Genomic DNA, 20,748 nt, shown 5'->3' with positions numbered 1-20,748 from the left:
GAGCTGAAGGCCACACTCGAGGACTGGATCAAGAACTGGAACGACAGTGCCCACCCGTTCAAGTGGACCAAGACCGCCGACCAGATCATCGACCGAATCTGCCGCTACTGCTCACGCATCTCCGGACCAGCTCACTAGCCGGGGACGGCGTCCGGGCGCGGGCCCGGCAGACAGCGTCCCGGAGTCCGTCGGTCGGGGTGGCGGCGGAGGTGGTCGGGCAGTCCCACGCGCCGCCGGCCGGGCCCGCTGACGGGTGGCGACGAGGCTCCTGTCGGCCGACGGCCGCCGCCGTGACCGGGCTGCGCCCCTATATCGGTTCGGTCCGGGTCCGTGGCATGTCACACTGGCGATCATGAACACCCCCGACCGGCTCCCGCTGTGGCAGCCCTTCTCCGAGCCCGCCACCACCGCCCCCGTCCCGGCCCCGGCCGGAGCCCGGCCGTTCGCCGTCGAGCTGGCGCCGTTCCTGGAGCCCTACCTCGACGATTTCGAGCCCGCGGCGGGCCCCGCGGCCGGCTGACCGGGCGTTCGGCCGCCCGGGCCGCCGTGCCCGGACGGCCGAAGGGCCCCGATCGCTACGTCACCAGCGGGCCGCCTTGGCGTGGAAGGTCAGCCCCGGCCAGGCCTCGACGGGCTCGGCCGAGTACACGATCTGGCCCGCGCACAGGCGCCGCTCGGCGAGACCCTGGACGATCCTCGGGATCGCCGCGAGCGTCGTCGGCAGGCCGTCGTGGAGCAGGACGATGCCGCCCGGCTTCACGGTGAGGGCGTTCGCCACGACGGTCTCGGTGGGGATGCCGCTCCAGTCGACGGTGTCGGTCGTCCAGATCACCTCCGTCATCCCGAGCCTGGACGCGTCCTGCCTGGTCCGCGCGTCGGTGCTGCCGAACGGCGGCCGGAAGAGCGTCGGTGCCCGGCCCGTCTGCGACCGGATCACGCGGTTGGTGTCCTGCAGCTCGGCGAACGCGGTGGGCGCGTCGAGCTCGACCAGGTTGGCGTGGGTGTACGAGTGGTTGCCGATCCGGTGGCCTTCCGCGGCGATCCGCGGGGTCCCGTCCGGGCGCGTCTGGGCCAGGCCGCCGGTCACGAAGAACGTGGCCCTGGTGTTCCCGGCGTCGCGCAGCGCCTTCAGGTACGCGGGTGTACTCGCCGTCGGACCGTCGTCGAACGTGAGTGCCACGTAGCCCCCGGAGCAGCGCCTCCCCGCGTCGTCGTGCCCTGTCCGCGCGGTTTGTGCGGCCTGCGCGGTCGCCGGTGCCGCGGCGAACGCCATCAGTGCGGCCAGGGTGACGCCGAGCCGGACCCGGGACCTCCCGCGTGTCGTCCTGCTGTCCTTCGTCCGGGCCTCTGCCGCTCCTGCCGCGCCTGCTGCTCTCGCTGTGAGCTTCACTTCGGGTGTCCTCTCGATCGCCGGGTCGCCGAATCGCCACGGCCGGTCGGGGAGGTCCGTGCGAGGCCGAAAGCTCCGCGCACGGTCGTGCGGGCTTCGGTCGGACACCATTGAACGCGAGCGGAGCGGCTCCGCGATACGGCAAACGCGGATTCCGTTCCCGGACCGGACACGTTGGTGACGTATCGTCAAATCGCGGTCACAAAAACGTTGGTGGGGGATCGGCGGGTCGTGCCGGGTCTGCCCCTCGCCCCGTTCCGGCGGTCCGCAGGGGTCCGTGGGCCCGCCTCAGGGGGAGCCCGTCAGGTAACCGCGGAGCTGTTCGACCCGCAGGGTGTCGTAGCCGAAGGCGATGCGGTGGCGGGCGCCGGTGAGCAGGGCCGAGTCGGACGTGAGGGTGGCCGAGGTGGTGGGTTCGTGGGTCCAGCCGTCGAGTGCGAGGTCTCTGACACCCGTGAGGACGAGGAAGAACTCGACGGCGGTGTGCCCGCGTTCCCGCCAGGTGTCGGCGGCGCCGGCCGGGAGGCCGGGGGCGGTGAAGCCGAGGGTGACGGAGTTCTCCCGCTCGTCGAGGTGGACGGCGAAGAGGTCGTAGTCGGTCAGCGGCGGGGCCGGGACACCCAGGACGTCACGGACGGGTGCGGGGTCGGCCAGCAGGGCGGTCCAGTCGGCGGTCCGATCAGCGGTCCGATCGGCGGTCCGGTCAGGGGTGGTCATAGAAGGGCTTCCGGGTGGTGGGGGGCAGGGCGGAGTGCAACATCCGGTCGACGGGGCTCGTGAACCACCGCCGGGCCGTGTACGGGTCGCCGTCGGCGGAGCGGTAGGCGCTCACATGGCTGACCTGGAGGGAGTCGTGCGCGCTGAAGGCGACGTCGACGTCCGGGCCGCGGGCCGAGACGGACAGGCGCCCGTCGGGCAGCAGTACGTGCTCGACGTCGACCGGGCCGCCGCCCGGCAGGCCCCGCAGGCGCAGGTCCTCCTCCCGCAGGAGGTAGTGGATCTGGCACTCGACGCGGTCGCAGCCGGCCTCGGCCCACTCGGGGTCCGGACGGTCCGCGAACCGGGGCAGGTCGAGCCGGAGCTTGAGGACGGGGCCGAACCGGCTGAGGTGGACCGAGCGCAGGGCCGCCTCCCGGAGCGGGGGGACGGCCGTGTAGTACCGCGTCAGCAGCTCCGGGTTGACCAGCAGTCCGTCCCAGGGCGGGGTGGTCATGGCGGTGCTCCTCTGTCGCGGGGCGGCGGGCCTGCGGGTCGGCCCGGCTCAGGATCGTAGGGGGAACGCGGCCCGCGTCCGGGCGCGCTCGTCCGGGCGGACGCGGACGATTCGGCGGGCCTCGCCGCACGGGGCAGATCGCCGGCGTGCGCAGGGGAAGTCGGTTCGTGTCGTGACGGTCCACGGGTACCCGGTGCGGGGGTGTCGTTCCCGGCGGTTACGATTTGCACCTGCCGTACGTGCGTTCACCTGCACCGTTTCCGCGGCGGCTCCCCGAAGAGGACACCCCGGGCGCGGCGTCGCCGTCTCTCGTCGGGGCCGGCCGCGGCGGTTCGAGCGCCCGGCGCCCGCCCCCTCCGATTCACAAGGTTCACCATGCCGACCCAAGCCATCGTCGCTCTCGTCTTCTCCGCCGTCGTGGTCTGCGCGTTCAAGATCGCCACCTGGATCGTCAAGCGCCGGTCCGCCCGCGACGACGTCGAGATCGACGCCTGGCGCGAGAGGGTGGTCGCCGAGTACGGCATGCTGCCCGAGGAGCGCCAGAACACCGAGCGGGCCTGCGCCGCGCCCGAACTCGATGCCGTCCGGGAGCTCGCCGCCGCCGGGGACTGGCGCGCCTGCGCCGGACACCTGGCCGCCGCCGGCCGGGACTGGGCGCTGCGGGACCGGCTCGTCGAGGAGCTGGCGGACGCCGCGGCCGAGGACGACGGCTGGCTGAAGGCCTGGCGTGCCGAGCGGCCCGGGGACCCGGACGCCGCGACCGTGCACGCTGCCGGGCTGGTGAAGCTCGCGTGGAATCTGCGTGGTGCGGCCTTCGCCGAGCACACCAGCGACGAACAGGCCGAGGGCTTCCACCGGGTGCTCGACGAGGCCCGCGAGTCCTGCGCGCGGGCGCAGCGACTCGCCCCCGAGGACCCGACGCCGTGGGTCACCGAGCTGTGGATCGCGCTCGGCCTCGACTACCCGCAGGAGGAGTTCGACCGGGTCTGGAGCGGTCTGACCGCGCGCGACCCCTTCAACTACCCGGGCCACTACGCGGCGGTCCAGTACCAGTGCGCCAAGTGGCACGGCTCCGCGAAGCAGGCCGACGCGTTCGCCGACCGCGCGGCCACGGCCGCCCCGGAGAGCAGCCTGCTGGCCGGGATGCGGCTGATCGCGCTGCACGAGCACGAGCCGGACGGCGCGGAGGAGACCTACTGGTCCACCCCGTACGCGCAGGCTGCCGTCGATGCCGCCCGCCGGGCCGTGGACGCGGCACCCGCCGGTCATCCCCGCGCCGCCGAGATCCGGCACCTGCTCGCCTGGTGCTACGTCATGACGGAGCGGCCGGTCGAGGCGATGGCGCAGTTCCAGCTGGTCGACGGCTACGTGAACGCCCTGCCCTGGCGCTACGCGGAGGACTCTGCGGGGTACTTCTGTTACACCCGGGCCGCCACCGCCTTCGCCGCCGAGAGGCAGCTCGCCGCCTGACCCCGGCCGCCCCGGGCCGCTCCACCGGTCAGGTCAGGTCAGGCCAGGCCCGGCCCGGCCCGCGGCCGTCCGCGTCGGACCCACCACCGCCACCGCCACCGGGACGGCGTCCGCGCCGTCCTCGACCCGGGGCCCGCCGGACCTGCACGGACGCCCTCGGTCCCACGCGGCCCCACCCCCGGCCCCGGGCACGGCACGCCGGCCTCCGACGACACCGACGGCGAAGCAGGCGCGTTCCCGCGTGGCGGGCGGCGACTCCGACGGTATACGTCTGTTGACGTATCTTCCGCCGGGATCACCTGTGGCTGTTGACCGGCGCCCCTCCCGGCGATTGGCTCGGCTGGAGCCCGCCGCCGGGAGGGAGCCCGGCCGGGTGATCCCAGGGGAAGGACAGATCTCATGGCCCATCGCATCCGTACCGTCCGCAACCGGTGGCTGGCCGGTGGCGGCAGCGTCCTCGTCGCCGCCGCCGTCCTCGCCGCGACCGCGGCCCCCGCCCAGGCCCGCCCGGCACTGCGCGGCACCGTCCAGATCAGTGTCGGGGTGAACGGCACCGTGCCGGACAGCCAGTCATGGAGCCAGGCGATCAGCGCCGACGGCCGGTACGCCCTGTTCACCTCGTGGGCCACGAACCTGGTGTCCCAGCCGGCGAAGAGCGGACGCGACGCCTACGTCCGCGACCTGAGGACGGGCCGCACCGAGCGCGTCAACCTGTCCGACGACGACAACGCGCTGGACGGCTTCACCGACTACGTCGCGATCAACGCCGACGGCCGTTACGTCGCCTTCGACAGCGAGGCCGAGAACGTGGTGCCCGGCGTCCAGGTCCAGGGGCGCACCGAGGTGTACGTCCGCGACCGGAGGACCGGGCGCACCGAGCTGGTCAGCGGAGAGCTCACCAGCACCGACACCGACCGGTTCCACGCCTCGTACGCGCCCTCGCTCAGTGCGAACGGCCGGTACGTGGCCTTCGTCTCCAGTCGGACCGACCTCGTCCCGGACCTGCAAGGTGGTGACCCGTCACTGGCCAGGCCCTACACCTGGGACTACAACATCTACGTCACCGACCGCTGGACGGGGAAGACCCGTCTGGTGACCCGCGGGGTGGACGGCAAGCCGGGCGACGGCATGTCGCTCAACCCGACGATCAGCGCGGACGGCCGCACCATCGGCTTCACCTCCCTCGCGGGCAACCTGGTGCCCGCCGAGGAGACCCCTGCCGTCGCCGCCGCGTCTGTCGGGGGCGGCGCTCCCGCCGACGTGGAGCTGGCCCCGGGCCTCGCCGCAGCCACGCCCCGCAGCGCGGGAACGAGCCTCGCCCGGCCGACGACCGGCGTCTACTACACGTACGACGTGAAGTCCGGCCGCATCTCCGCCGCGAGCCTCGACCTCGACGGCAACCTCGGCTACGCGAGCTTCGGTGCGACGATCAGCCCCGACGGGCGGCGTGCGATCTACGCCCTGCCCGAGCCGGGCGGGTCGACCAACGGCCACCGGTTCCACACCGTGCTGTACGTCCGGGACCTCAGGAAGGGCACCGTGACGAAGGTCAGCGGGGGGCTGCCCGGCACCGCGTCGGTCGGCTCGTCCGACCACGGCCGGATCACCGCCGACAACCGCTGGCTCTACTTCACCTCCGCCGCCGACAACCTGGTGGCAGGGCCGCAGCACACGGGCTGGGACGTCTACCGCCACGACCTGCGCACCGGCCGTACCGAGCGGATCGCCACCGCGCCGGACGGCTCGCTCGGCAACGGCTCCTCGATCGACCCGGTCGTGGACGCCGCCGGTGACACGGTGGTGTTCGGCTCGACCAGCGGCAACCTGGTCGCCGGCACCGGCGGCCCGGCGGGCACCGACAACCAGGTCTTCGCCCGCTCCGCCGGGCACCACCGCGACGGCGACGACCGGGGCCAGGACGGCGACGACTGACCGCGTTCCGCTGTCCGCACCGCCGACCGATCGACCGCGCGGGCGGGAACACCGGGTGGAAGGACCGCGCGGTGGGGGCGAGCCGATTCGCCTCCACCGCAGGACAGTTGTGAGCCCGTGAGCGCGGCCCGCGGGGCGCGGGGCGCGGACCCCGCACTCCACGAGGGGCCCGCGCCGCCGCACCGCGTGCCTTCAGAGGTGGGCGGGGCGGCGGGGCGGAAGACTGCTGGGCCGGGGGTCCCGCCCGGCTCCGCCGCCGACCGTGACTGTCGGCGGTGACGGTGCGGCACCCTGGTGAAGCCGGGGGCGCGAATGTAGTGTCCACGTCATGACGACCGCCCGGCGCCGTGCCGCCCTCGCCGCGACCCTCATCGGCGCACTCGCCGCCACGATCACTCCCGCCGCCACCGCCACCGCCGGTACCGCGCAGCAGGCCCGTCCCCACTGCCGGACCGTCGACTCCGCGCAGCCGGACCGGGAACAGGCACGTACGGCGGACCCGCGGACCGCTGCCCTGACCGAGCGCGGGGGCTTCGGCGACTTCGTCCGCCGGTTCCCCGCAGCGCTCTGCACCGCGCGCACCGCCGAGCAGGCCGGCCGGCTGGTCGACGCCTGGGGCGAGGCACTGTGGCGGGCCGGCGTCGACCGCGCCCAGGGGCGCCGTCCCGGCGGCGACCTGCCGGCCGTCGACGACCGGCCGCTGTACTGGACCAGGGTCGCCATGACCCTGCAACTCGGCCGCTGGAAACCGGACTTCGCCGTCGACGCCGCCGTCCTGCGGCAGCGCTTCGAGGACGCCTCGCGCGGACTCGCCGACAGTGGGTTCGGCGGCCGTCCGGGCGTGCGCCGGATCTTCGTCAGCGGGTTCGACCCGTTCGGTCTGGACGCCGAGCTGCGCCGCGCCAATCCGTCGGGCTCGGCGGCCCTGCAACTGGACGGACGGCGGATCGTCCTGGCCGACGGCACCTCCGCGGAGATCCAGACGGTGCTGTTCCCGGTCCGCTACGGCGACTTCGACCGCGGCATCGTCGAGCGCGCCTTCGCCCCGCGGCTCGCCCCCGGCCACCGGTCCGCGGACCTCATCACCACCGTCAGCCAGGGCTACCCCGGACTGTTCACCCTGGAGGCCTGGGCCGGCCGGTCCCGCTCCGCGGACCCGTACCCCGACAACACGGGCGCGCTGTCCGGTGGCACCCGCGAGCACCCCGTCACCGCCCCCGGCCTCGGTCCCGGTGCGGAGTTCATCGCCACCAGCCTGCCCACCGGGCCGATGACCGCCGTCCAGCAGCCGTACCCGCTCAAGGTGAACACCACCGTCACCGAGATCCCTGCCGGGGCGAGCGGCCCGGTCGACCGGACGGACGGCCCGACCTCCGGTTCGCGCGCGGTCGCCGGTGGTGGCGGGGGCTACCTCTCCAACGAGGTGGCCTACCGCACCAACCGGCTACGGCTGGAGCTCGCCCCGCAGCTGCCCGGCGGCCACCTGCACACCCCCGTGCTCACCGGTCTCCCGGAGCAGGCGGAGCAGCTCACCGGGCCGGTGTTCGAGCAGAACGAGGCCGCGATCACCGCCGAGATCCTCGACATCCTGCGGCACACCGTCGGCTGACGGCCCGGGTCTTCCCGGTCGCCCCGTCGGCCGCCCTGTCAGCTGCGCCCGGCAGTCGGCAGGGCGAGTCGGCGCGGCCCTCGCCCGAGTACGGCTCTGGCCGTCCGCCGTCCGCCGTCCGCCGTCCGCCGTCCGCCGTCTGCCGTCCGCCGTCCGGGCCGACGTCGCCGCCGACCTCGGCCCGGCCCGGGGCGCCCGCGCCTACGTGTCTGCCACGTCGGAGTGGGTAACCTGTACGGCTTGCTCGGGGTCGCTCACCCGGTGAGGGGCACGCACTCGGCAAGCAGGGCGACCACGTCGCGCCAGGCCCGCTGCGCGTGCTGCGGGTGGTGGCCGACACCGGGGACCACGTCCTGGTCGACCGGCGGGTGGTGGAAGGCGTGCAGTGCCCCGCCGTAGACGACGAGGCGCCAGTCGACGCCGGCGGCCTGCATCTCGGCGGTGAAGGCGTCCCGTTGTGCGGGCGGCATGATCGGGTCCTCCGACCCGACCCCGACCCACACGGGGCAGCGGATGCGCGAGGCTTCGCCCGGTCGGCCCGTGGTGAGCGCGTTGACGGTCCCGATGGCGCGCAGGTCGACGCCGTCGCGCCCGAGTTCGAGCACGATCGCGCCTCCGGTGCCGTAGCCGATGGCGGCGATCCGGTCGGGGTCGGTCCGCGGCTCGGCGCGCAGTACGTCGAGCGCCGCGTGGCCGATGTCCCGCATCCGGTCCGGGTCCGCGAGCAGGGGGGTCGTGTGGGCCAGCATCTCCTGGGGGTCGGTGAACCAGCGCCCGCCGTTGATGTCGAAGGCCAGCGCCACGTAGCCCAGTTCGGCGAGGGCGTCGGCCCGGCGGCGCTGGAAGTCGTTCAGACCCGGCCCCTCGGGCCCTATCAGGACCGCAGGTCTGCGGTCGACACCGGCAGGGAGCGCGAGATGCCCGATCATCGTCAGGCCGTCGGCCGGGTACTCGACCGTGCGTGTCGTCACCGTCGTCATGCGACCGAACTGTAGTCACGGTCGCGCCCGGTCGGGCCGGACTTCGCCGTCGGCGGAACGTACGGCTGCGGACCGCCGATCCCCGACCGGACACCGCCACCCGCCGCCCGCCGCCCGTCACGCGGCGGCCTGACCGGGGGACAGGGGGGCGCTGACACCGATCTCCCGGTCGGGCCTTCCGACGCGAGAAACTCGTGGGTTTGCCCGGCGGGATCAGGGTGAGAAGAGCCCCGGGTGAGCGGAACGTGGTCCGGTCGGTGAGTCTCCCCCCACTCACCGCCCGGACCGCGCCCGGCCCGTACGTGGGCCGGGCGCGGCCCACGTCGCCGGGTGGCCGTGGCGCAGCCGGTCCCGGCGATGTGCACCGGTCGTCGAGTTCGAGCCCGGCGGCCCGATGCGCCTTGCCGGTTCCCAAGCGCCCCAGGATCACTGGCGCAAGGTCACGCGCACGCGCCAGAAGCGCTCCCGCCCGCCTCGTCCAGGCCCGCCGGCTGCGCGGCGCCGAGCAACTGGCTGTACGCCCGCGAAGCCGGTCCGTCGCCGCCGCGAGGACGCCGGCCCTCACAACGGGGTGAGGATGTCCTGGTGCGCCCCGTCGAGGACGAGGCCGTTGTCCCACCGGACCCGGACCGTCGCCCGCGCCCCCGGCTCCCGGTGGGCGGCCCAGGTCGGCTCCAGCGTGGCGATCTCGGCCTCAAGCCGCGTTCGGCTCGCCGCCGGCATGGTGTGCCCGTAGTCCTCCAGGAGCGCCTTGAGCCGCTCGTACTCGCGGGCGTCCTCGCTCTGCGGGAGTTCTCCGTCCACCCCCTCGACCGTGCCCTCGATCCCGGCTCCCAGGGACAGGAACCCGACGACGGTCCCGAACTCCCCGGCGGTTGCCTCGCCGATCCCGAGATCCTCCGTCAGCCGGACACGCCGGCCTTCCTCCAGGGTCATGCGTCCTCCGCCTCTCAGCCGATCGGTGCCGCCTGCCACTGTCCGCCGGGCGCGCAGGGGAGCCGGCTCCACGGGGCCGCAGCCCTGCTCGGGCAGGCCCGCACAGCGAGCATAGGCGCCGCCGGGCCAGACGCCCGCCCGGCCTGATCGAGAACCGGAGGCGGTTTGTCTCCGCCGGGTCCGACCGCCGGCTCGGAAGGCGTCGGCCTCCGGCGTCAGTGCCATTTCGACCCTTTGTCCTGAGTGGTTCCGTTCTGGCGACACCATAGGTCTTCGCACTGACACAGCGGTTCGTGGCATCGAACCCCGTCTGCCTCGGCCGGACCGATTTCTCCGGTGCACGGGAGACGCGAACTCCGGGGCTCGCAAGGCGCCGGCCGCCCACCTCGCGGACGGCGTCCAGGCGCGGACGGGTGCGGGCAGGTGGTACTGGCGCCCGTCCGCATCCCGTATGAGGAGGTCTTACAGATACCTCCACGGGGGTACGGATTCGCGAAACTCCTCTGGGAGACTTCTGAGTTCCCGGAGGAGATTCCCCGGAGTGAATGAAGAGGCGGGCCCTTGAAGAAGAAGGTACGTTTAATCGCGCTTCTATTCGCCGTCGTTGCCGGAATGTTCGGCCTCGCTGCGCCGGTGCACGCTACGCCGACCGACCACTACGTGGACCTCGAAGTGGGATCCGCTCCGGGTTACTACGACGGAGTGAGCGGCTGTAACACCTGGGTCACCTACGGAGCCCCTTCGCGCGTGCTCCTGTGCGGAAGTCAGGTCACCACCGTGACCTGGGCCGACGGTCGGAAGGAGGTCAGCGGTCTGGGCACCGACCACGCGATCTGGTCCTCGCGGCAGACCACCCCGGGAGGGTCATGGGCCCCCTGGGCGAGCCTCGGCGGGGAGAACCTGAAGTACGGGGTGGCCTGGCCCAACCCGTCCACCATCGGTGCGTGGGGCGCTGACAACAGTATCTGGGGTCGCACCTTCGACAACGGCTGGGGTCCCTGGCACATTTGCTGATCCCGGACGGCTGCGCACCGGATCCACGTCCGGGGCGGTTGCGGCACACGAGGCCGGAACCGCCCCGGACAGGTCCGTGAAGTCCGAGGCCGCGGGATTGCCCCGTCACATGATCGGGTGTTCACCGGGGCCCGGGGCGGCGAAGAGGCACCCGAAGGGGTCGGGCCGGCCGACGGGGGCGGGTCCGATCCGTGCCGAGTGTGACCCGGGAGGGTGCACGGTCGTTGTCACCGGGCCGGTCCCGTCACCTTCCCCCGGCAGGGTCGCACGCTGCCCGGGGTCGGCCCGCCGTGGGACGGCCACCCGCCTATCCCTGGAGCGAACAAGCCGTGAACGAGCAGACAAGCGGACCCGGTCGGTCGGCCGGCGTACTGGTGACGGGCGCGACCAGCGGGATCGGCCTGGCCACAGCGCTGCTCCTGGCCCGCCAGGGCCACCGCGTGATCGGGACGGCCCGCTCCCGGGACAAGGCCGACGCGCTCGTCCGCACCGCCCGCGACCGGGGCCTGACGCTGCATGCGGTGGTCATGGACCTCACCGATCCGGCCTCCTGCCGCGAGGCCGTCGCGCAGGCGGCCGACCTGACCGACGGCGGCCCCCACGCGCTGGTCGCCAACGCGGGCATCCCACTGACGGGTGCGATCACCGACCCCCCGGAGGACCGGATCCGCGAGATCATGGAGGTGAACGTCGTCGGCACGCTGCGCATGTGCGCGCTGGTGCTGCCCGCGATGCGCCGACGGGGCCGGGGGCGGATCGTGACCGTCTCCTCCGCCTCCGCGCGGATCCCGGCGCCGATGAACGGCTGGTACACCGCCAGCAAGCACGCGCTCAGTGCGGCGACGCACAGCCTGCGCATGGAGACCCGCCGCCACGGCGTGCAGGTGGTCCTGATCGAGCCCGGCACCGTCGCGACCCCGTTCTGGGACCGCGCCCGGGAGGATCTGTCCTCCCTCACCACCACCCGCACCGACGCCGGTGTCCACGACCGTACCGCGAGCCTCCTGGCCCGCATCCAGCGCTCGGCCGGCGGGCCGCAACCGGTGGCCCGCGTCATCGCCAGGGCCCTCGGCGTCCCGCGCCCACGGCGCAGGTACACCGTCGGCCTCGACGCCCACCTGGGCACCGCCCTGCAGTACGCGGCGCCCCTGTGGCTCAGCGACCACCTCAAGACCCGCCTGTTCGCCCTCCACACCCCGCCCGCCACCGCCCTCACCCGGATCGGGCGGGCGAGCGACGACTGACCCCGGCGGAGGGTGCCCAGCGACCGCCGGCGGCTCGCGGACACCCTCCGCAGCTCTGCCGGCGGAGATCACGCCCCCGCCGCGAGCGGGCCCGCCCCGGTCCCGGCGCCTTGACGAGCCCGATTCCCCGGGCCGTCCACGTGACCGTACCCCGCCATGATCGTTGCACCTGACGGCGCGGACGTCACGGTCGCATCCGACCGGGCCGCCAGGGTTCGCAGGAGCAGGGGAACGTCTTGGCCTTCGAAGAGTTCGTGGTGTCCGGCTACGGCGGATACAGGTCCGAGGGGCGTACGCTACGACACCGCGACCCCGACGTCGACACGGTCGTGCTGATCGGCGGGGCCCTTCAGCGCAAGGCGGCCTGGGGCCGCTTCGAGGCGGTGCTCGCCGAGCGGTTCCACGTGTTCACCGTGGACCTGCCCGGGTGGGGTGATGCCGACACCCTGCCCGCCGCCCTGGGCGTGGACTTCCTCGCGGGCGCCCTGCACGACCTTCTGGAGGCGGCCGGGCACGGGCGCGGGCAGGTGCACGTGCTCGGCGCCTCGTACGGCTCCGGCATCGCCCACCGCTACGCCCAGACCCGCCCGTGCGCGGTACGCAGCATCGTCCTGGCGGGGCCGCTCCTGTGGGTCCCCGACGCGGTCCGGGAGGACCTGAGGCGCAGCGTGGACCTGCTGGAGGACGGGCGGATGGAGGAGTTCGCCGAACTGAGCGCCGACGTCATCCTGCGCTCCACACCGGGCGCGCGGGTGACCCGGCAGGCGGCGGTGCGCCGCATCCTGCACTCCATGTTCCGCGACATCGTCGGCGCGGACCGGGAGAAGTACCGCCACAACACCCTGCGGTTGTTGCGGCAGACGCCGTCGCCGCAGCCGCCGATCACCGCGCCCGTCCTGGTGGTCACGGGCGAGCACGACCGCTTCACTCCGCCCGAGCTGTGCCGCGAGGTCGCCTCGGCCTGCACCGATGCCCGCCTCGTGCTGGTGTACGACGCGGACCACGCGATGCACCTGGAACTCCCGGCCCGGGCCGGGGACCTGCTGACCCGCTTCGTGACCGGCGAGTCCCTCGACGGCCTCTCCTACTGCCACCCGGTGGAGTACACGGCCACGGCACCGTCAGCATCCGCCAGGCCCGAGGCGGCGCCGAGCGCCCTGACGGCGATGGCCTGAGCCGAAGCCCGACCCGCTCCGCACCGGCCCCACCGCCATCCCCTCACCCCGCACCCGGATGCCGACATCGGCCCGAACGGGATCCGCCCCCGGCCGGCGGGCGAACCGGCCGCGCAGCCCCACGGTTCCGACGCCCCGCCGGCGGGCCGCCAATTCCGCCACCGGGCCGCCCCTCCCGGCACCAGACCGCCCCTTCCCCACCCGAGGCCACCATGACCCCAGCCCGTCCCACCGTCCTCCTCACCGGCTCGACCGGCGTGATCGGGGCGAGTCTCCTCCCCGCACTCGCCGTCCACCACGACGTCACCGCGCTCGTCCACCGCCGCCGGCCCGAAGGCGCCACCACCTGCCTCCAGGCCGACCTCACCGTCGACGGCCTGGGACTGGACACCGGCCGGCGCCGCGAACTGGCCGCCGGCATCGACGCCGTCGTGCACTGCGGGGGCCTGACCGACTTCGCCCCGCGCGACCACGCCGCCTTCGACACCGTCAACGCCGAAGGCACCCGCAGAATCCTGGAACTCGCCGACGACGCCCGCGTCCCCGTGGTCCTGCTCTCCTCCGCCTCGGCCGCCTTCGAGGTCACCGGCGACGACCTCGCCGCCCGCTCCATGCGCGCCTACGGCCGCTCCAAGCGCCGAGCCGAGGAACTCGCCACCCACTGCGGCCAACCCGTGGCCGTCGTGCGGACCGCCCTCCTGTTCGCCGCCCTCCGGGCCGCCACCCCACCGCGGCACCAGTTCCCCCACGCCCTGTTCACGGTCATGCTCCGGGCGCGCCCCGGCGGACTGCCCGTCCGCCCCGACCACTGGACCGACATCCTCCCCATGGAGACCCTCGTCGACTACGTCACCGCGCTGACCGGAGCCCTCATCGACGGCGACACCACGGCGCCCGGCCTCCACTGGGTCACCGCCGGCCCCGCCCGGCTGACCGCGGCCGACCTGGAACGGGCCTGCATCGAGTTCCTCGACGAGGCAGGCCGCCCGGCCCGCGGACCGCTCCTGGCCGACCCCACCACGCCCCAACCGCGTACCCGCGGCATGGCCCGCGTGGCCCAACTCGGCTTCCTCCCACCCGACCAGCCCGACATGCCCTCCCACCTGAGCCGCCTCCTCCCCTCCCAGGTGACCCGCGCCGACGTCCTCCGGGCCCTCGCCCACAACGTCCGACGCTGCGCACCGTGGGCGCCGTGAACCACCCCTCCCCGCAGGCCCGTTCGGCAGCTAGGCCCGTGGCCGCCCGCGCTCGCACCCGCGCCCGTGCCCGCGTCGATCGCCGCGTTCTTGCCGTCGTCCGGTTCCGGTCGGGCCTGCGCCGAGTGGTGTGACGGCCGGTACGGCGGGCTTTGACGGATCGTCGGACCTGAGGGCCCCGGCCCGCGGATCGGCGCGGTCCCCCCGCCAGGGCCGCCGTGGCGCGGCGGGGAAGGGGGCCACCTGTCTTGGATTGGCCCTGGGGGCGCGGGTCCGGGCGGCGTTACGGTCCGGGCATGCGCCTCTTCGTCGTCGACGCCTTCACCGATCGCCCCTTCTCCGGGAACCCGGCGGCCGTCTGCCTGCTGCCTGCCGGGCAGTGGCCGCAGGATGCGTGGATGCAGCGGATCGCGGCCGAGATGAACCACTCGGAGACCGCGTTCGCCCTTCCGCTGCCCGCTTCGTCCGAGGCCGACTGGGCCGTCCGCTGGTTCACCCCGCAGGTCGAGGCCGGTCTCTGCGGTCATGCGACACTCGCCACGGCGCACGCGCTTCGCGCCGAGAGGGGCCTCGTCGGGGCCGTCCGGTTCCTGAGCCGGAAGCACGGCGTCCTGGTCACCCACGCCGACGCGGAGGGTGCCATCACCCTCGACTTCCCGGTCGCGGCCCCGGGTACCGCGGTGGCCGTGCCGGACGGGCTCGCCGGCGCCTTGGGGGCCGCTCCCGAGACCGTCTTCCGATCCGACGGCCTCGGTGACCTGCTGGCGGTCTTCGCCGACGAGGCCACGGTCCGGGACCTCAGGCCGGACTTCGACGCCGTGGCCGGGCTGACCACCCGCGAGGCACTGCGCGGCGTGATCGTCACGGCCCCCGCCGCCGAGGGAGCCCAGGGCCACGACTTCGTCTCCCGCTTCTTCGCACCGGCCAGGGGCATCCCCGAGGACCCGGTCACCGGCAGCGCCCACACCACGCTCGCGCCGTACTGGTCGGCCCGACTCGGCCGCGAGGAGCTCACCGGCCTCCAGGTGTCGTCACGCAGCGGCCTGGTGCGCACGGCTCTGAGCGGCGACCGTGTCCACCTCACCGGAAACGCCGTCACGGTCCTGGACGGCACCCTGCACGTCTGACGCCCGAAGGGCGGAGGGGGACGTGACTCCCGCCCCGCCCCCTCCCGTTCCGCCCCGCCCCGCCCCCGGGCCGGGCCGCGTCCGGCACGGCCGGGGCACCCGGGCGGGACCGGGGACGGGAGGGTGCGGGGCGCGGTCCGTCAGGAACAGCCGGAGGTGATCTCGCGGAAGTTGTTGTAGTGGTCGTCGGTGTACCAGACGGTCCGGGTGTCGGGGTTGCGGACGAGGCGCTCGGCGTCGCGGTGGGTGCCGAGGGTGCGCGGGTTGACGTCGTACTCGCGGTAGCGGCCGTCCTTGGGGAGGTCGCCGCTGCGGTTGCCGTAGACGTTGCTGCCGCGGATCACCAGGCCGTCACCCGCGGGGTAGTCGCGGGGGCGGTCGGCGGTCGGCCAGCCGAGCCCCCGCCAGATGTGGCACGCTTCGTCGACCTGGGGCGGGAACTCCTCGACGGGCAGCGGGGGTTCGATGATCGCGCGGACCACCGCGTGGTGTGCGGCGGACCCGGTGGGCGCGGCCGCGGCGGGTGATACGGAGGGGGCGACGACGGCAGCCAGGAGCAGGGTGGCGGCGGCGAGGCGCCGCAGATTTCTGAGTGTGGTCATGCCCGGTATGAACGAGCGCGTGGCAGCACCGTCACGCTGCGTCCCCCGCATGGCTCGGGGTGGTCGGAGGGCCCCGGGGGGCGCGTTCCTCGAAGGTCTCGACGAACCGGTCGAGAACCGCCGGCCTATCCGTCCGTCCGCGCGCCCGTCGCCGGCTCCGGCGGACCGCTACCTCCCACAACCCCCGGGCATGGCCCGGTCGGGCCGGGGCGGGGCCGCGTCCCTGCTCGACCGACGCCCCCGGCCCCGCCAGGACTCACCCGTCCGGTGGTTTTACCGGCGCGGGGTCGAACGCGGTGTGAAGGATCGCGCCGAGTGGTTTCCGCCGTTGCCAGGCCCGGTATGGAGGCTGTCATCGCTGCCACGACACACGGGAGAGACCTGCTGATGAGTGCTTCGGAACGCTACGTACGCGCGTGGGAGGGCTTCTGGGCCGAGAACACGGGAGAACCGGGGGAGCCGTTCTGGGACGCGGACGCGACACTGACCGCAGCCCCGCACATCGCGCTCTTCGCGGCCCACGTCGACCGCACGCTGACGATCGTCGACCTCGGTTGCGGCAACGGCACCCAGACCCGCTACCTGGCCGGGCACTTCCCGCGCGCGGTGGGCGTCGACCTGTCCGCTGCGGCCGTGGCACACGCCCGTCGGGCGGACCGCGACGCAGTGGCCGAGTTCGAACAGCTCGACCTCACCGACCTGGAGGGGGTGCGGCGACTCGGCGACCGAATCGGCGAGGCCAACGTCTACCTGCGGGCCGTGCTCCACCAGAGCGACCCGGACGACCGGGTGCCGGTCGCGGAGGCCGTCGCCCTCCTGCTCGGCCGACGCGGCCGGGGTTTCGTGGTCGAGCCGACCGCAGCCGCCAAGGCGGTGCTCCAACAGGTCGCCGAACGGCCCGGTGGCCCGCCGGAGAAGCTCCGACAGGTCCGCAAGCACCAACTGCGCCCGGCCGAGGTCGCTTCGGGAGAGTTGCCCGAGCTGCTGAACGAGGCCGGGTTGGAGATCCTCGACCAGGGCGAGAGCGACCTCGCCATGAGCGAGCGCCATCCGGACGGCACCCGGGTCGCGCTGCCGGCCCACTGGTTCGTCGTTGCCGTGGCAGGGGCCGTCCGTCCGGGCAGCTGAGCGCCCGCCGCCCGCCGACAGCTGTCTGCCGCGGCTGCGCCGGCGGTGACCCCAGGGACGCCGGGTGAGGTTCCGAGGGGGAGACGGATCCGCCGCACTGTCGAGGGTCACGCCGGGCAGACTCCCGAGCTCCGGCCCACCGCCGAGCCCGACCCCGGTGCCCGGTTCCGGCGCCCGACCCCGGTGCCCGACCCCGGTGATATGCCCCAGGGGGGTGCGGCGGTCACAGTGAGATGGCGGCCGACGATCAGGGCGTCGGCGTCGGCGTCGGCTCCGGCGGCACCGGCGAGCGCGGGCGACCCGCCCTCGGCTAACCTCCCCCTTCGTGGATGATCACCCCGAGCCCTCGACCCTCCGTGTCTTCGTGGCACTGGCCCCGCCCGACGACGCCAAGGACGAACTGGCCCGGGCCCTGCAGCCCGCCTACGCCGCGTACCCGCGGCTGCGGTGGAACCGGATCGAGGACTGGCACATCACCCTGGCCTTCCTCGGTGAACTGTCCTCCGGGGCGGTGCCGCTCCTGAGGTCGGTCCTGGCCGATGCGGCCGCGTCGTACCCCGCCCTGCACCTGGGCCTTCGGGGCGGCGGCCACTTCGACCAGCGACTGCTGTGGAGCGGGATCGACGGGGACCTGGAGGGACTGCACCTGCTCACCGCCGACGTCCGGGACCTGATCAGGTCCTGCGGGGTCGAGTTCAGGGACCGCCCGCTGCGCCCCCACCTGACCCTGGCCCGCTCCCGCCGCGACGATCCCACCAGCGTGCCGCAGGCCGCGGCCGGGCTCGGCGGGTTCGTGGGCCGGGCGTGGTGGACCGAACGTCTCCACCTCGTCGGCAGCAACACCGGCCGTGGCCCCGGGCCGATCCACTATCGCGACATCGAGGCGTGGCGATTCGGCGCCGCCGTCCGGTCCGACGGCGACGGCGCCCTCACCGAGCCGTAGCCGTCAGACGTGCTCCTGAGCCATCAGCCTGAAGGACCCGAAATTCGCAAGGCCGGAAGAGAGGTGAAGGTTTCGAACTTTCGGGTGAGTCGCAGTAGATCCTTTGAGGGAGACTCCCCGTTCTGAATGGCCAAGACATACATGCGGGCCTCGAAAAGTCCGAGAAGTGGGGCGCTCCTGCGAAGGTGGCGCATTGCCGCCATGCGGCCTTCTGGGTGAAGAGTGATGGACACCTCCGACATCAGGGGATCCGGTGGCGGGCTCCCTTGAGTTGTCGAAGAAAAAGAACTCCCCCCATGCCCTGGGACTCTGTGCGTTACTACGTCGACGAGCCCCCCACACCGACGGCGCCTACTGCGCCGAACACCGCATCACAGGGAGGCGCCGGCGGCCGGTTGCTTTCGGGGCGACCGGCGACGAGGCCCGCCGCCTGCACCGGCTCAAAGCCCTGGAGCAGGCGCCGGGCCAACGGGTCGGCCGGGCAGGTGGAGGCCCGTCCCTCCTGCCCGTCGCCCGCCGGCGGCTCGACACGAGGAGGCCGGCGGGAGCGGCGTGGGAGACTTCGCACGAGTGATCGTCCACGAACCGGTCAGAACCAGCGTGCCGGGCGTGGGCCGGCTGTCGGCGAGAGGACCGGAGAGCGTGGGAACGGACGGGACAGGGCTGTACGCGGACGACACCGCGTGCGATGTCCGCGACGCCTACCGCGACGCCCTGCAAGCGGGGGCGGACACCCAGGAGGCCGAAGCGCGGGTGCTGAGCGCCTTCGCCGAGGAACTCGCGGACCCGGACGAGCGGGCCGTGGTCCGGCTCGCCCTGGCGGACACCCAGTCGCGGCTCGGACGACTGACCGGCTCCGCCCGGCGGGAGGCCCTGGCCCTGCTGGACGCGGGCGGCGACCTCGACCGCTGGCAGGAAGGCGGCGCCGCAGAAGTGCGCCGGCGGGCCGCTGTCCTGCGACGGCTGAGAGCCCGGCTGGAGGGCCCCCAGCCCGAACCACGTCCGCTTCGCGCCCGCGGCCCGCAGCCCGCGCGGGCCGTCCCGGGCCGGGTCTACGCGTACCGGGCGCGGAGCGGCCGTACGTACCTGCTCCGGGTGGCGGGCCGGGCGGACGCGGGCTGCTCGACCGGCCCGGTCATCCGGTTCCTGGACCACCCCGGACCGGACCTCCCTGATCCGGCCGATCTGGCGGAGATCCCCGATCGGCGCTACCACCCGCGGTGGAAGCGGACCGAGGTGGTCATCACGGACGACGGCCGCGCCGAACGGGAGAGCGCCGGGCTGGTCCTGGTCGGCGAACACCCCGTCCCGGCCCTGACCCCGTCCCCCAACGGCCGGACAGTCTCCACCTGGGCGCAGCTCTGTGCCTACCTGGAGACCCGGGACGACCTGACCCGCACCGCCGGCTGACCCCTCGCACGCCGGCCCGGCACGCCACGCGGGCTCAGGTGCGCGAAGGCGCTGGAGCCGTCTGCGGGGGAGGTGTCGGCGAGCCCGGCAGCCTCACGGTGGCGACCGCACCGCCCGTCTCACCGTCCGCTCCGGGCGCCGCGGCGGCGAGCGACACCTCGCCGCCGGCGTCGTGGATCGCCTGGGCGACGATCGCCAGGCCCAGGCCGGAACCGGGCAACTGCCGCGCGGTCGGCGCGCGCCAGAACCGGTCGAACACGTGCGGCATGTCCTCGGGCGCGATGCCCGGCCCGTGGTCGCGGACCGTGAGGACGCCGGAGACCAGCGAAACATCGACGGCTCCGCCGACCGGACTGAACTTCACCGCGTTGTCGAGACGTGCGCCGGCTTTGCTCGTCCCGCTGCCCGCCACCGGCAGGTCGCCGTCCGTGACTTCCACGGACCGGGATTCGTTCGGCGGACAGGACGTTCCGTCCGCGAAGATCACCGTGGGGACGGTGTCCCTGGTCATCCACGGCTGGGTGACGACCCCACGGCACCAGTCGTTCATCGCTCGGATCTCGGCTTGAGGCGGCGCGTGAACGTTCGGCGCCCAGGTGCGCGCCAGTGCCTGATCGACCTGAGCGGTCATCTCCTCGCGTGCCACGAACCAGCCGGTCACCGCGCACGTCACCACGGCCAGTGACACGGCCGCAGCCACGGATACCGCCAGTCGGCTACGCAGAGCCGTCCCACGGAGCCACTTGTCCCGCAGTCGAGACGTCCCCACCGCTTCGCCGACCGGCTTCCCGTCCACCGCTGCCCGCCCCGCCTAACTGATCGTCTCAGATTGAATTTGCTTGCAGGACTTGGAAGTTGGTGTCGGCGGCGGGCAGAGTCGCACGGGTGTCGGATGATCTTGTGCTTGATGACCTGTGGAAACGGGTGGCCCGTCACCCCCGCTTCGGCTCGATCGGTGACGGTCGTCACCGACGGTCGGACGTTCTTCGGCCGGATGATCACGACAAAGGTCGGGCCTGGAGATGAGAAATATCTGAACAACCGCCTGCGGTATGCCTGAGAACCTGCTGCCCCTCCGAGAGCGACGCCCGAAACGTCCTTCCGGCCCGGCCCCTGCGCTGCTCCGGGGTGTCTTCTCGACGGTCACCAGCAGATGATCACCGAGCGAGGGGCGCAGGCTCAACGGCTTTACCGACCAGCAGGCGAGGGCGCCCGCCACGTCGGCCGGCAGCCTGGGCGGGGTCGTCTGCCCTCGTCGGGCGGAAAGATTCCCAGGAATATGAGCTGTTCGGCGGGGCAGCCGGTCCTCCGACACTGACTACGGAGGTCGACTCATGGTTCCGCTTCTCATCGTCCTGCTGCTGGCTCTGCTCCTGTTC

18 protein-coding genes and 1 pseudogene are annotated in these 20,748 nt (G+C 73.6%); 12 read left to right on the top strand and 7 right to left on the bottom strand.

Annotation, left to right across the window (positions count from 1 at the left end):
- The first annotated feature begins 352 nt into the window (after positions 1-352).
- Positions 353-520 carry a hypothetical protein gene (locus PUR61_RS06740; RefSeq protein ID WP_329876664.1) on the top strand — a complete coding sequence of 56 codons (168 nt, stop codon included), beginning with the start codon at positions 353-355 and terminating at the stop codon, positions 518-520.
- Between the two features lie 60 nt (positions 521-580).
- Here PUR61_RS06740 and PUR61_RS06735 read toward each other — a convergent pair whose 3' ends face one another.
- The 3 genes from PUR61_RS06735 to PUR61_RS06725 form a co-directional block, all read right to left on the bottom strand.
- Positions 581-1,390: a polysaccharide deacetylase family protein gene (locus PUR61_RS06735; protein ID WP_329876662.1), complete on the bottom strand. Its 810-nt coding sequence runs from the start codon at positions 1,388-1,390 to the stop codon at positions 581-583.
- Positions 1,391-1,678: 288 nt separating this feature from the next.
- Complete coding sequence (locus PUR61_RS06730; RefSeq protein WP_329876660.1) at positions 1,679-2,107, bottom strand: Imm50 family immunity protein; 429 nt, start codon at positions 2,105-2,107, stop codon at positions 1,679-1,681.
- The gene (locus PUR61_RS06725; protein ID WP_329876658.1) at positions 2,094-2,603 is read right to left on the bottom strand and encodes an Imm50 family immunity protein; all 510 of its coding nucleotides are present in this window, start codon (positions 2,601-2,603) and stop codon (positions 2,094-2,096) included. The genes PUR61_RS06730 and PUR61_RS06725 overlap by 14 nt, the downstream gene beginning before the upstream one ends.
- A gap of 375 nt (positions 2,604-2,978) precedes the next feature.
- Between PUR61_RS06725 and PUR61_RS06720 the strand changes: the two genes are divergently transcribed.
- The 3 genes from PUR61_RS06720 (at position 2,979) to PUR61_RS06710 (ending at position 7,614) form a co-directional block, all read left to right on the top strand.
- Positions 2,979-4,073 (top strand): hypothetical protein, encoded by a 1,095-nt coding sequence (locus PUR61_RS06720; protein ID WP_329876656.1) that lies wholly within the window; start codon positions 2,979-2,981, stop codon positions 4,071-4,073.
- Between the two features lie 399 nt (positions 4,074-4,472).
- Positions 4,473-6,005, top strand: coding sequence for a hypothetical protein (locus PUR61_RS06715; RefSeq protein WP_329876654.1), 1,533 nt, complete (start codon positions 4,473-4,475; stop codon positions 6,003-6,005).
- Between the two features lie 328 nt (positions 6,006-6,333).
- The gene (locus PUR61_RS06710; RefSeq protein ID WP_329876652.1) at positions 6,334-7,614 is read left to right on the top strand and encodes a pyroglutamyl peptidase; all 1,281 of its coding nucleotides are present in this window, start codon (positions 6,334-6,336) and stop codon (positions 7,612-7,614) included.
- Between the two features lie 254 nt (positions 7,615-7,868).
- On the opposite strand, the gene PUR61_RS06705 is transcribed toward PUR61_RS06710, so the two are convergent.
- Both PUR61_RS06705 and PUR61_RS06700 read right to left on the bottom strand, forming a co-directional pair.
- Positions 7,869-8,594 carry a dienelactone hydrolase family protein gene (locus PUR61_RS06705; RefSeq protein ID WP_329876650.1) on the bottom strand — a complete coding sequence of 242 codons (726 nt, stop codon included), beginning with the start codon at positions 8,592-8,594 and terminating at the stop codon, positions 7,869-7,871.
- A 561-nt stretch (positions 8,595-9,155) separates the two neighbouring features.
- Positions 9,156-9,530: a hypothetical protein gene (locus PUR61_RS06700; protein WP_329876648.1), complete on the bottom strand. Its 375-nt coding sequence runs from the start codon at positions 9,528-9,530 to the stop codon at positions 9,156-9,158.
- 561 nt (positions 9,531-10,091) lie between these two features.
- Between PUR61_RS06700 and PUR61_RS06695 the strand changes: the two genes are divergently transcribed.
- From PUR61_RS06695 to PUR61_RS06675, 5 genes are all read left to right on the top strand, one after another.
- Positions 10,092-10,544, top strand: a complete 453-nt coding sequence (locus PUR61_RS06695) for a hypothetical protein (protein WP_329876646.1) — start codon at positions 10,092-10,094, stop codon at positions 10,542-10,544.
- 329 nt (positions 10,545-10,873) lie between these two features.
- Positions 10,874-11,788: an SDR family oxidoreductase gene (locus PUR61_RS06690; protein WP_329876645.1), complete on the top strand. Its 915-nt coding sequence runs from the start codon at positions 10,874-10,876 to the stop codon at positions 11,786-11,788.
- Between the two features lie 236 nt (positions 11,789-12,024).
- A complete protein-coding gene (locus PUR61_RS06685; RefSeq protein WP_329876644.1) occupies positions 12,025-12,963 on the top strand; it encodes an alpha/beta fold hydrolase in 939 nt (312 codons plus the stop codon).
- A gap of 212 nt (positions 12,964-13,175) precedes the next feature.
- The gene (locus tag PUR61_RS06680) at positions 13,176-14,159 is read left to right on the top strand and encodes an SDR family oxidoreductase (RefSeq protein ID WP_329876643.1); all 984 of its coding nucleotides are present in this window, start codon (positions 13,176-13,178) and stop codon (positions 14,157-14,159) included.
- A gap of 296 nt (positions 14,160-14,455) precedes the next feature.
- Positions 14,456-15,286 carry a PhzF family phenazine biosynthesis protein gene (locus tag PUR61_RS06675; protein ID WP_329876642.1) on the top strand — a complete coding sequence of 277 codons (831 nt, stop codon included), beginning with the start codon at positions 14,456-14,458 and terminating at the stop codon, positions 15,284-15,286.
- 140 nt (positions 15,287-15,426) lie between these two features.
- Here the strand turns inward: PUR61_RS06675 and PUR61_RS06670 are convergent, their stop codons facing one another.
- Entirely contained in the window at positions 15,427-15,888 is a 462-nt protein-coding gene (locus tag PUR61_RS06670; RefSeq protein WP_329876640.1) for a ribonuclease domain-containing protein, read from the bottom strand.
- 387 nt (positions 15,889-16,275) lie between these two features.
- Here PUR61_RS06670 and PUR61_RS06665 point away from each other — a divergent pair, with 387 nt between their 5' ends.
- The 3 genes from PUR61_RS06665 (at position 16,276) to PUR61_RS06655 (ending at position 19,369) form a co-directional block, all read left to right on the top strand.
- Positions 16,276-17,016 carry a class I SAM-dependent methyltransferase gene (locus PUR61_RS06665; protein ID WP_329876638.1) on the top strand — a complete coding sequence of 247 codons (741 nt, stop codon included), beginning with the start codon at positions 16,276-16,278 and terminating at the stop codon, positions 17,014-17,016.
- Between the two features lie 325 nt (positions 17,017-17,341).
- Positions 17,342-17,959, top strand: a complete 618-nt coding sequence (gene thpR, locus PUR61_RS06660; protein ID WP_329876636.1) for an RNA 2',3'-cyclic phosphodiesterase — start codon at positions 17,342-17,344, stop codon at positions 17,957-17,959.
- Positions 17,960-18,601: 642 nt separating this feature from the next.
- On the top strand, positions 18,602-19,369 hold the full coding sequence (locus PUR61_RS06655; RefSeq protein ID WP_329876634.1) for a hypothetical protein: 768 nt from the start codon (positions 18,602-18,604) through the stop codon (positions 19,367-19,369).
- 34 nt (positions 19,370-19,403) lie between these two features.
- Here PUR61_RS06655 and PUR61_RS06650 read toward each other — a convergent pair.
- A pseudogene (locus PUR61_RS06650) lies at positions 19,404-19,745 on the bottom strand (sensor histidine kinase); the annotation flags it as partial.
- Positions 19,746-20,748 lie beyond the last annotated feature (1,003 nt).

Source organism: Streptomyces sp. BE20, assembly GCF_036322525.1.
Taxonomy (GTDB): Bacteria; Actinomycetota; Actinomycetes; order Streptomycetales; family Streptomycetaceae; genus Kitasatospora.
The sequence above is the reverse complement of the archived record's forward strand: the minus strand, read 5'-3'. Positions and strand labels throughout refer to the sequence as shown.

What these genes read in the sequence shown, in the direction of transcription:
- PUR61_RS06705 (WP_329876650.1), bottom strand. Translation starts at nt 8,594, where the DNA reads ATGACGACGGTGACGACACGCACGGTCGAGTACCCGGCCGACGGCCTG.
- PUR61_RS06715 (WP_329876654.1), top strand. Translation starts at nt 4,473, where the DNA reads ATGGCCCATCGCATCCGTACCGTCCGCAACCGGTGGCTGGCCGGTGGC.
- PUR61_RS06680 (WP_329876643.1), top strand. Translation starts at nt 13,176, where the DNA reads ATGACCCCAGCCCGTCCCACCGTCCTCCTCACCGGCTCGACCGGCGTG.
- PUR61_RS06740 (WP_329876664.1), top strand. Translation starts at nt 353, where the DNA reads ATGAACACCCCCGACCGGCTCCCGCTGTGGCAGCCCTTCTCCGAGCCC.
- PUR61_RS06665 (WP_329876638.1), top strand. Translation starts at nt 16,276, where the DNA reads ATGAGTGCTTCGGAACGCTACGTACGCGCGTGGGAGGGCTTCTGGGCC.
- PUR61_RS06675 (WP_329876642.1), top strand. Translation starts at nt 14,456, where the DNA reads ATGCGCCTCTTCGTCGTCGACGCCTTCACCGATCGCCCCTTCTCCGGG.
- PUR61_RS06710 (WP_329876652.1), top strand. Translation starts at nt 6,334, where the DNA reads ATGACGACCGCCCGGCGCCGTGCCGCCCTCGCCGCGACCCTCATCGGC.
- PUR61_RS06700 (WP_329876648.1), bottom strand. Translation starts at nt 9,530, where the DNA reads ATGACCCTGGAGGAAGGCCGGCGTGTCCGGCTGACGGAGGATCTCGGG.
- PUR61_RS06730 (WP_329876660.1), bottom strand. Translation starts at nt 2,107, where the DNA reads ATGACCACCCCTGACCGGACCGCCGATCGGACCGCTGATCGGACCGCC.
- PUR61_RS06670 (WP_329876640.1), bottom strand. Translation starts at nt 15,888, where the DNA reads ATGACCACACTCAGAAATCTGCGGCGCCTCGCCGCCGCCACCCTGCTC.
- PUR61_RS06725 (WP_329876658.1), bottom strand. Translation starts at nt 2,603, where the DNA reads ATGACCACCCCGCCCTGGGACGGACTGCTGGTCAACCCGGAGCTGCTG.
- PUR61_RS06720 (WP_329876656.1), top strand. Translation starts at nt 2,979, where the DNA reads ATGCCGACCCAAGCCATCGTCGCTCTCGTCTTCTCCGCCGTCGTGGTC.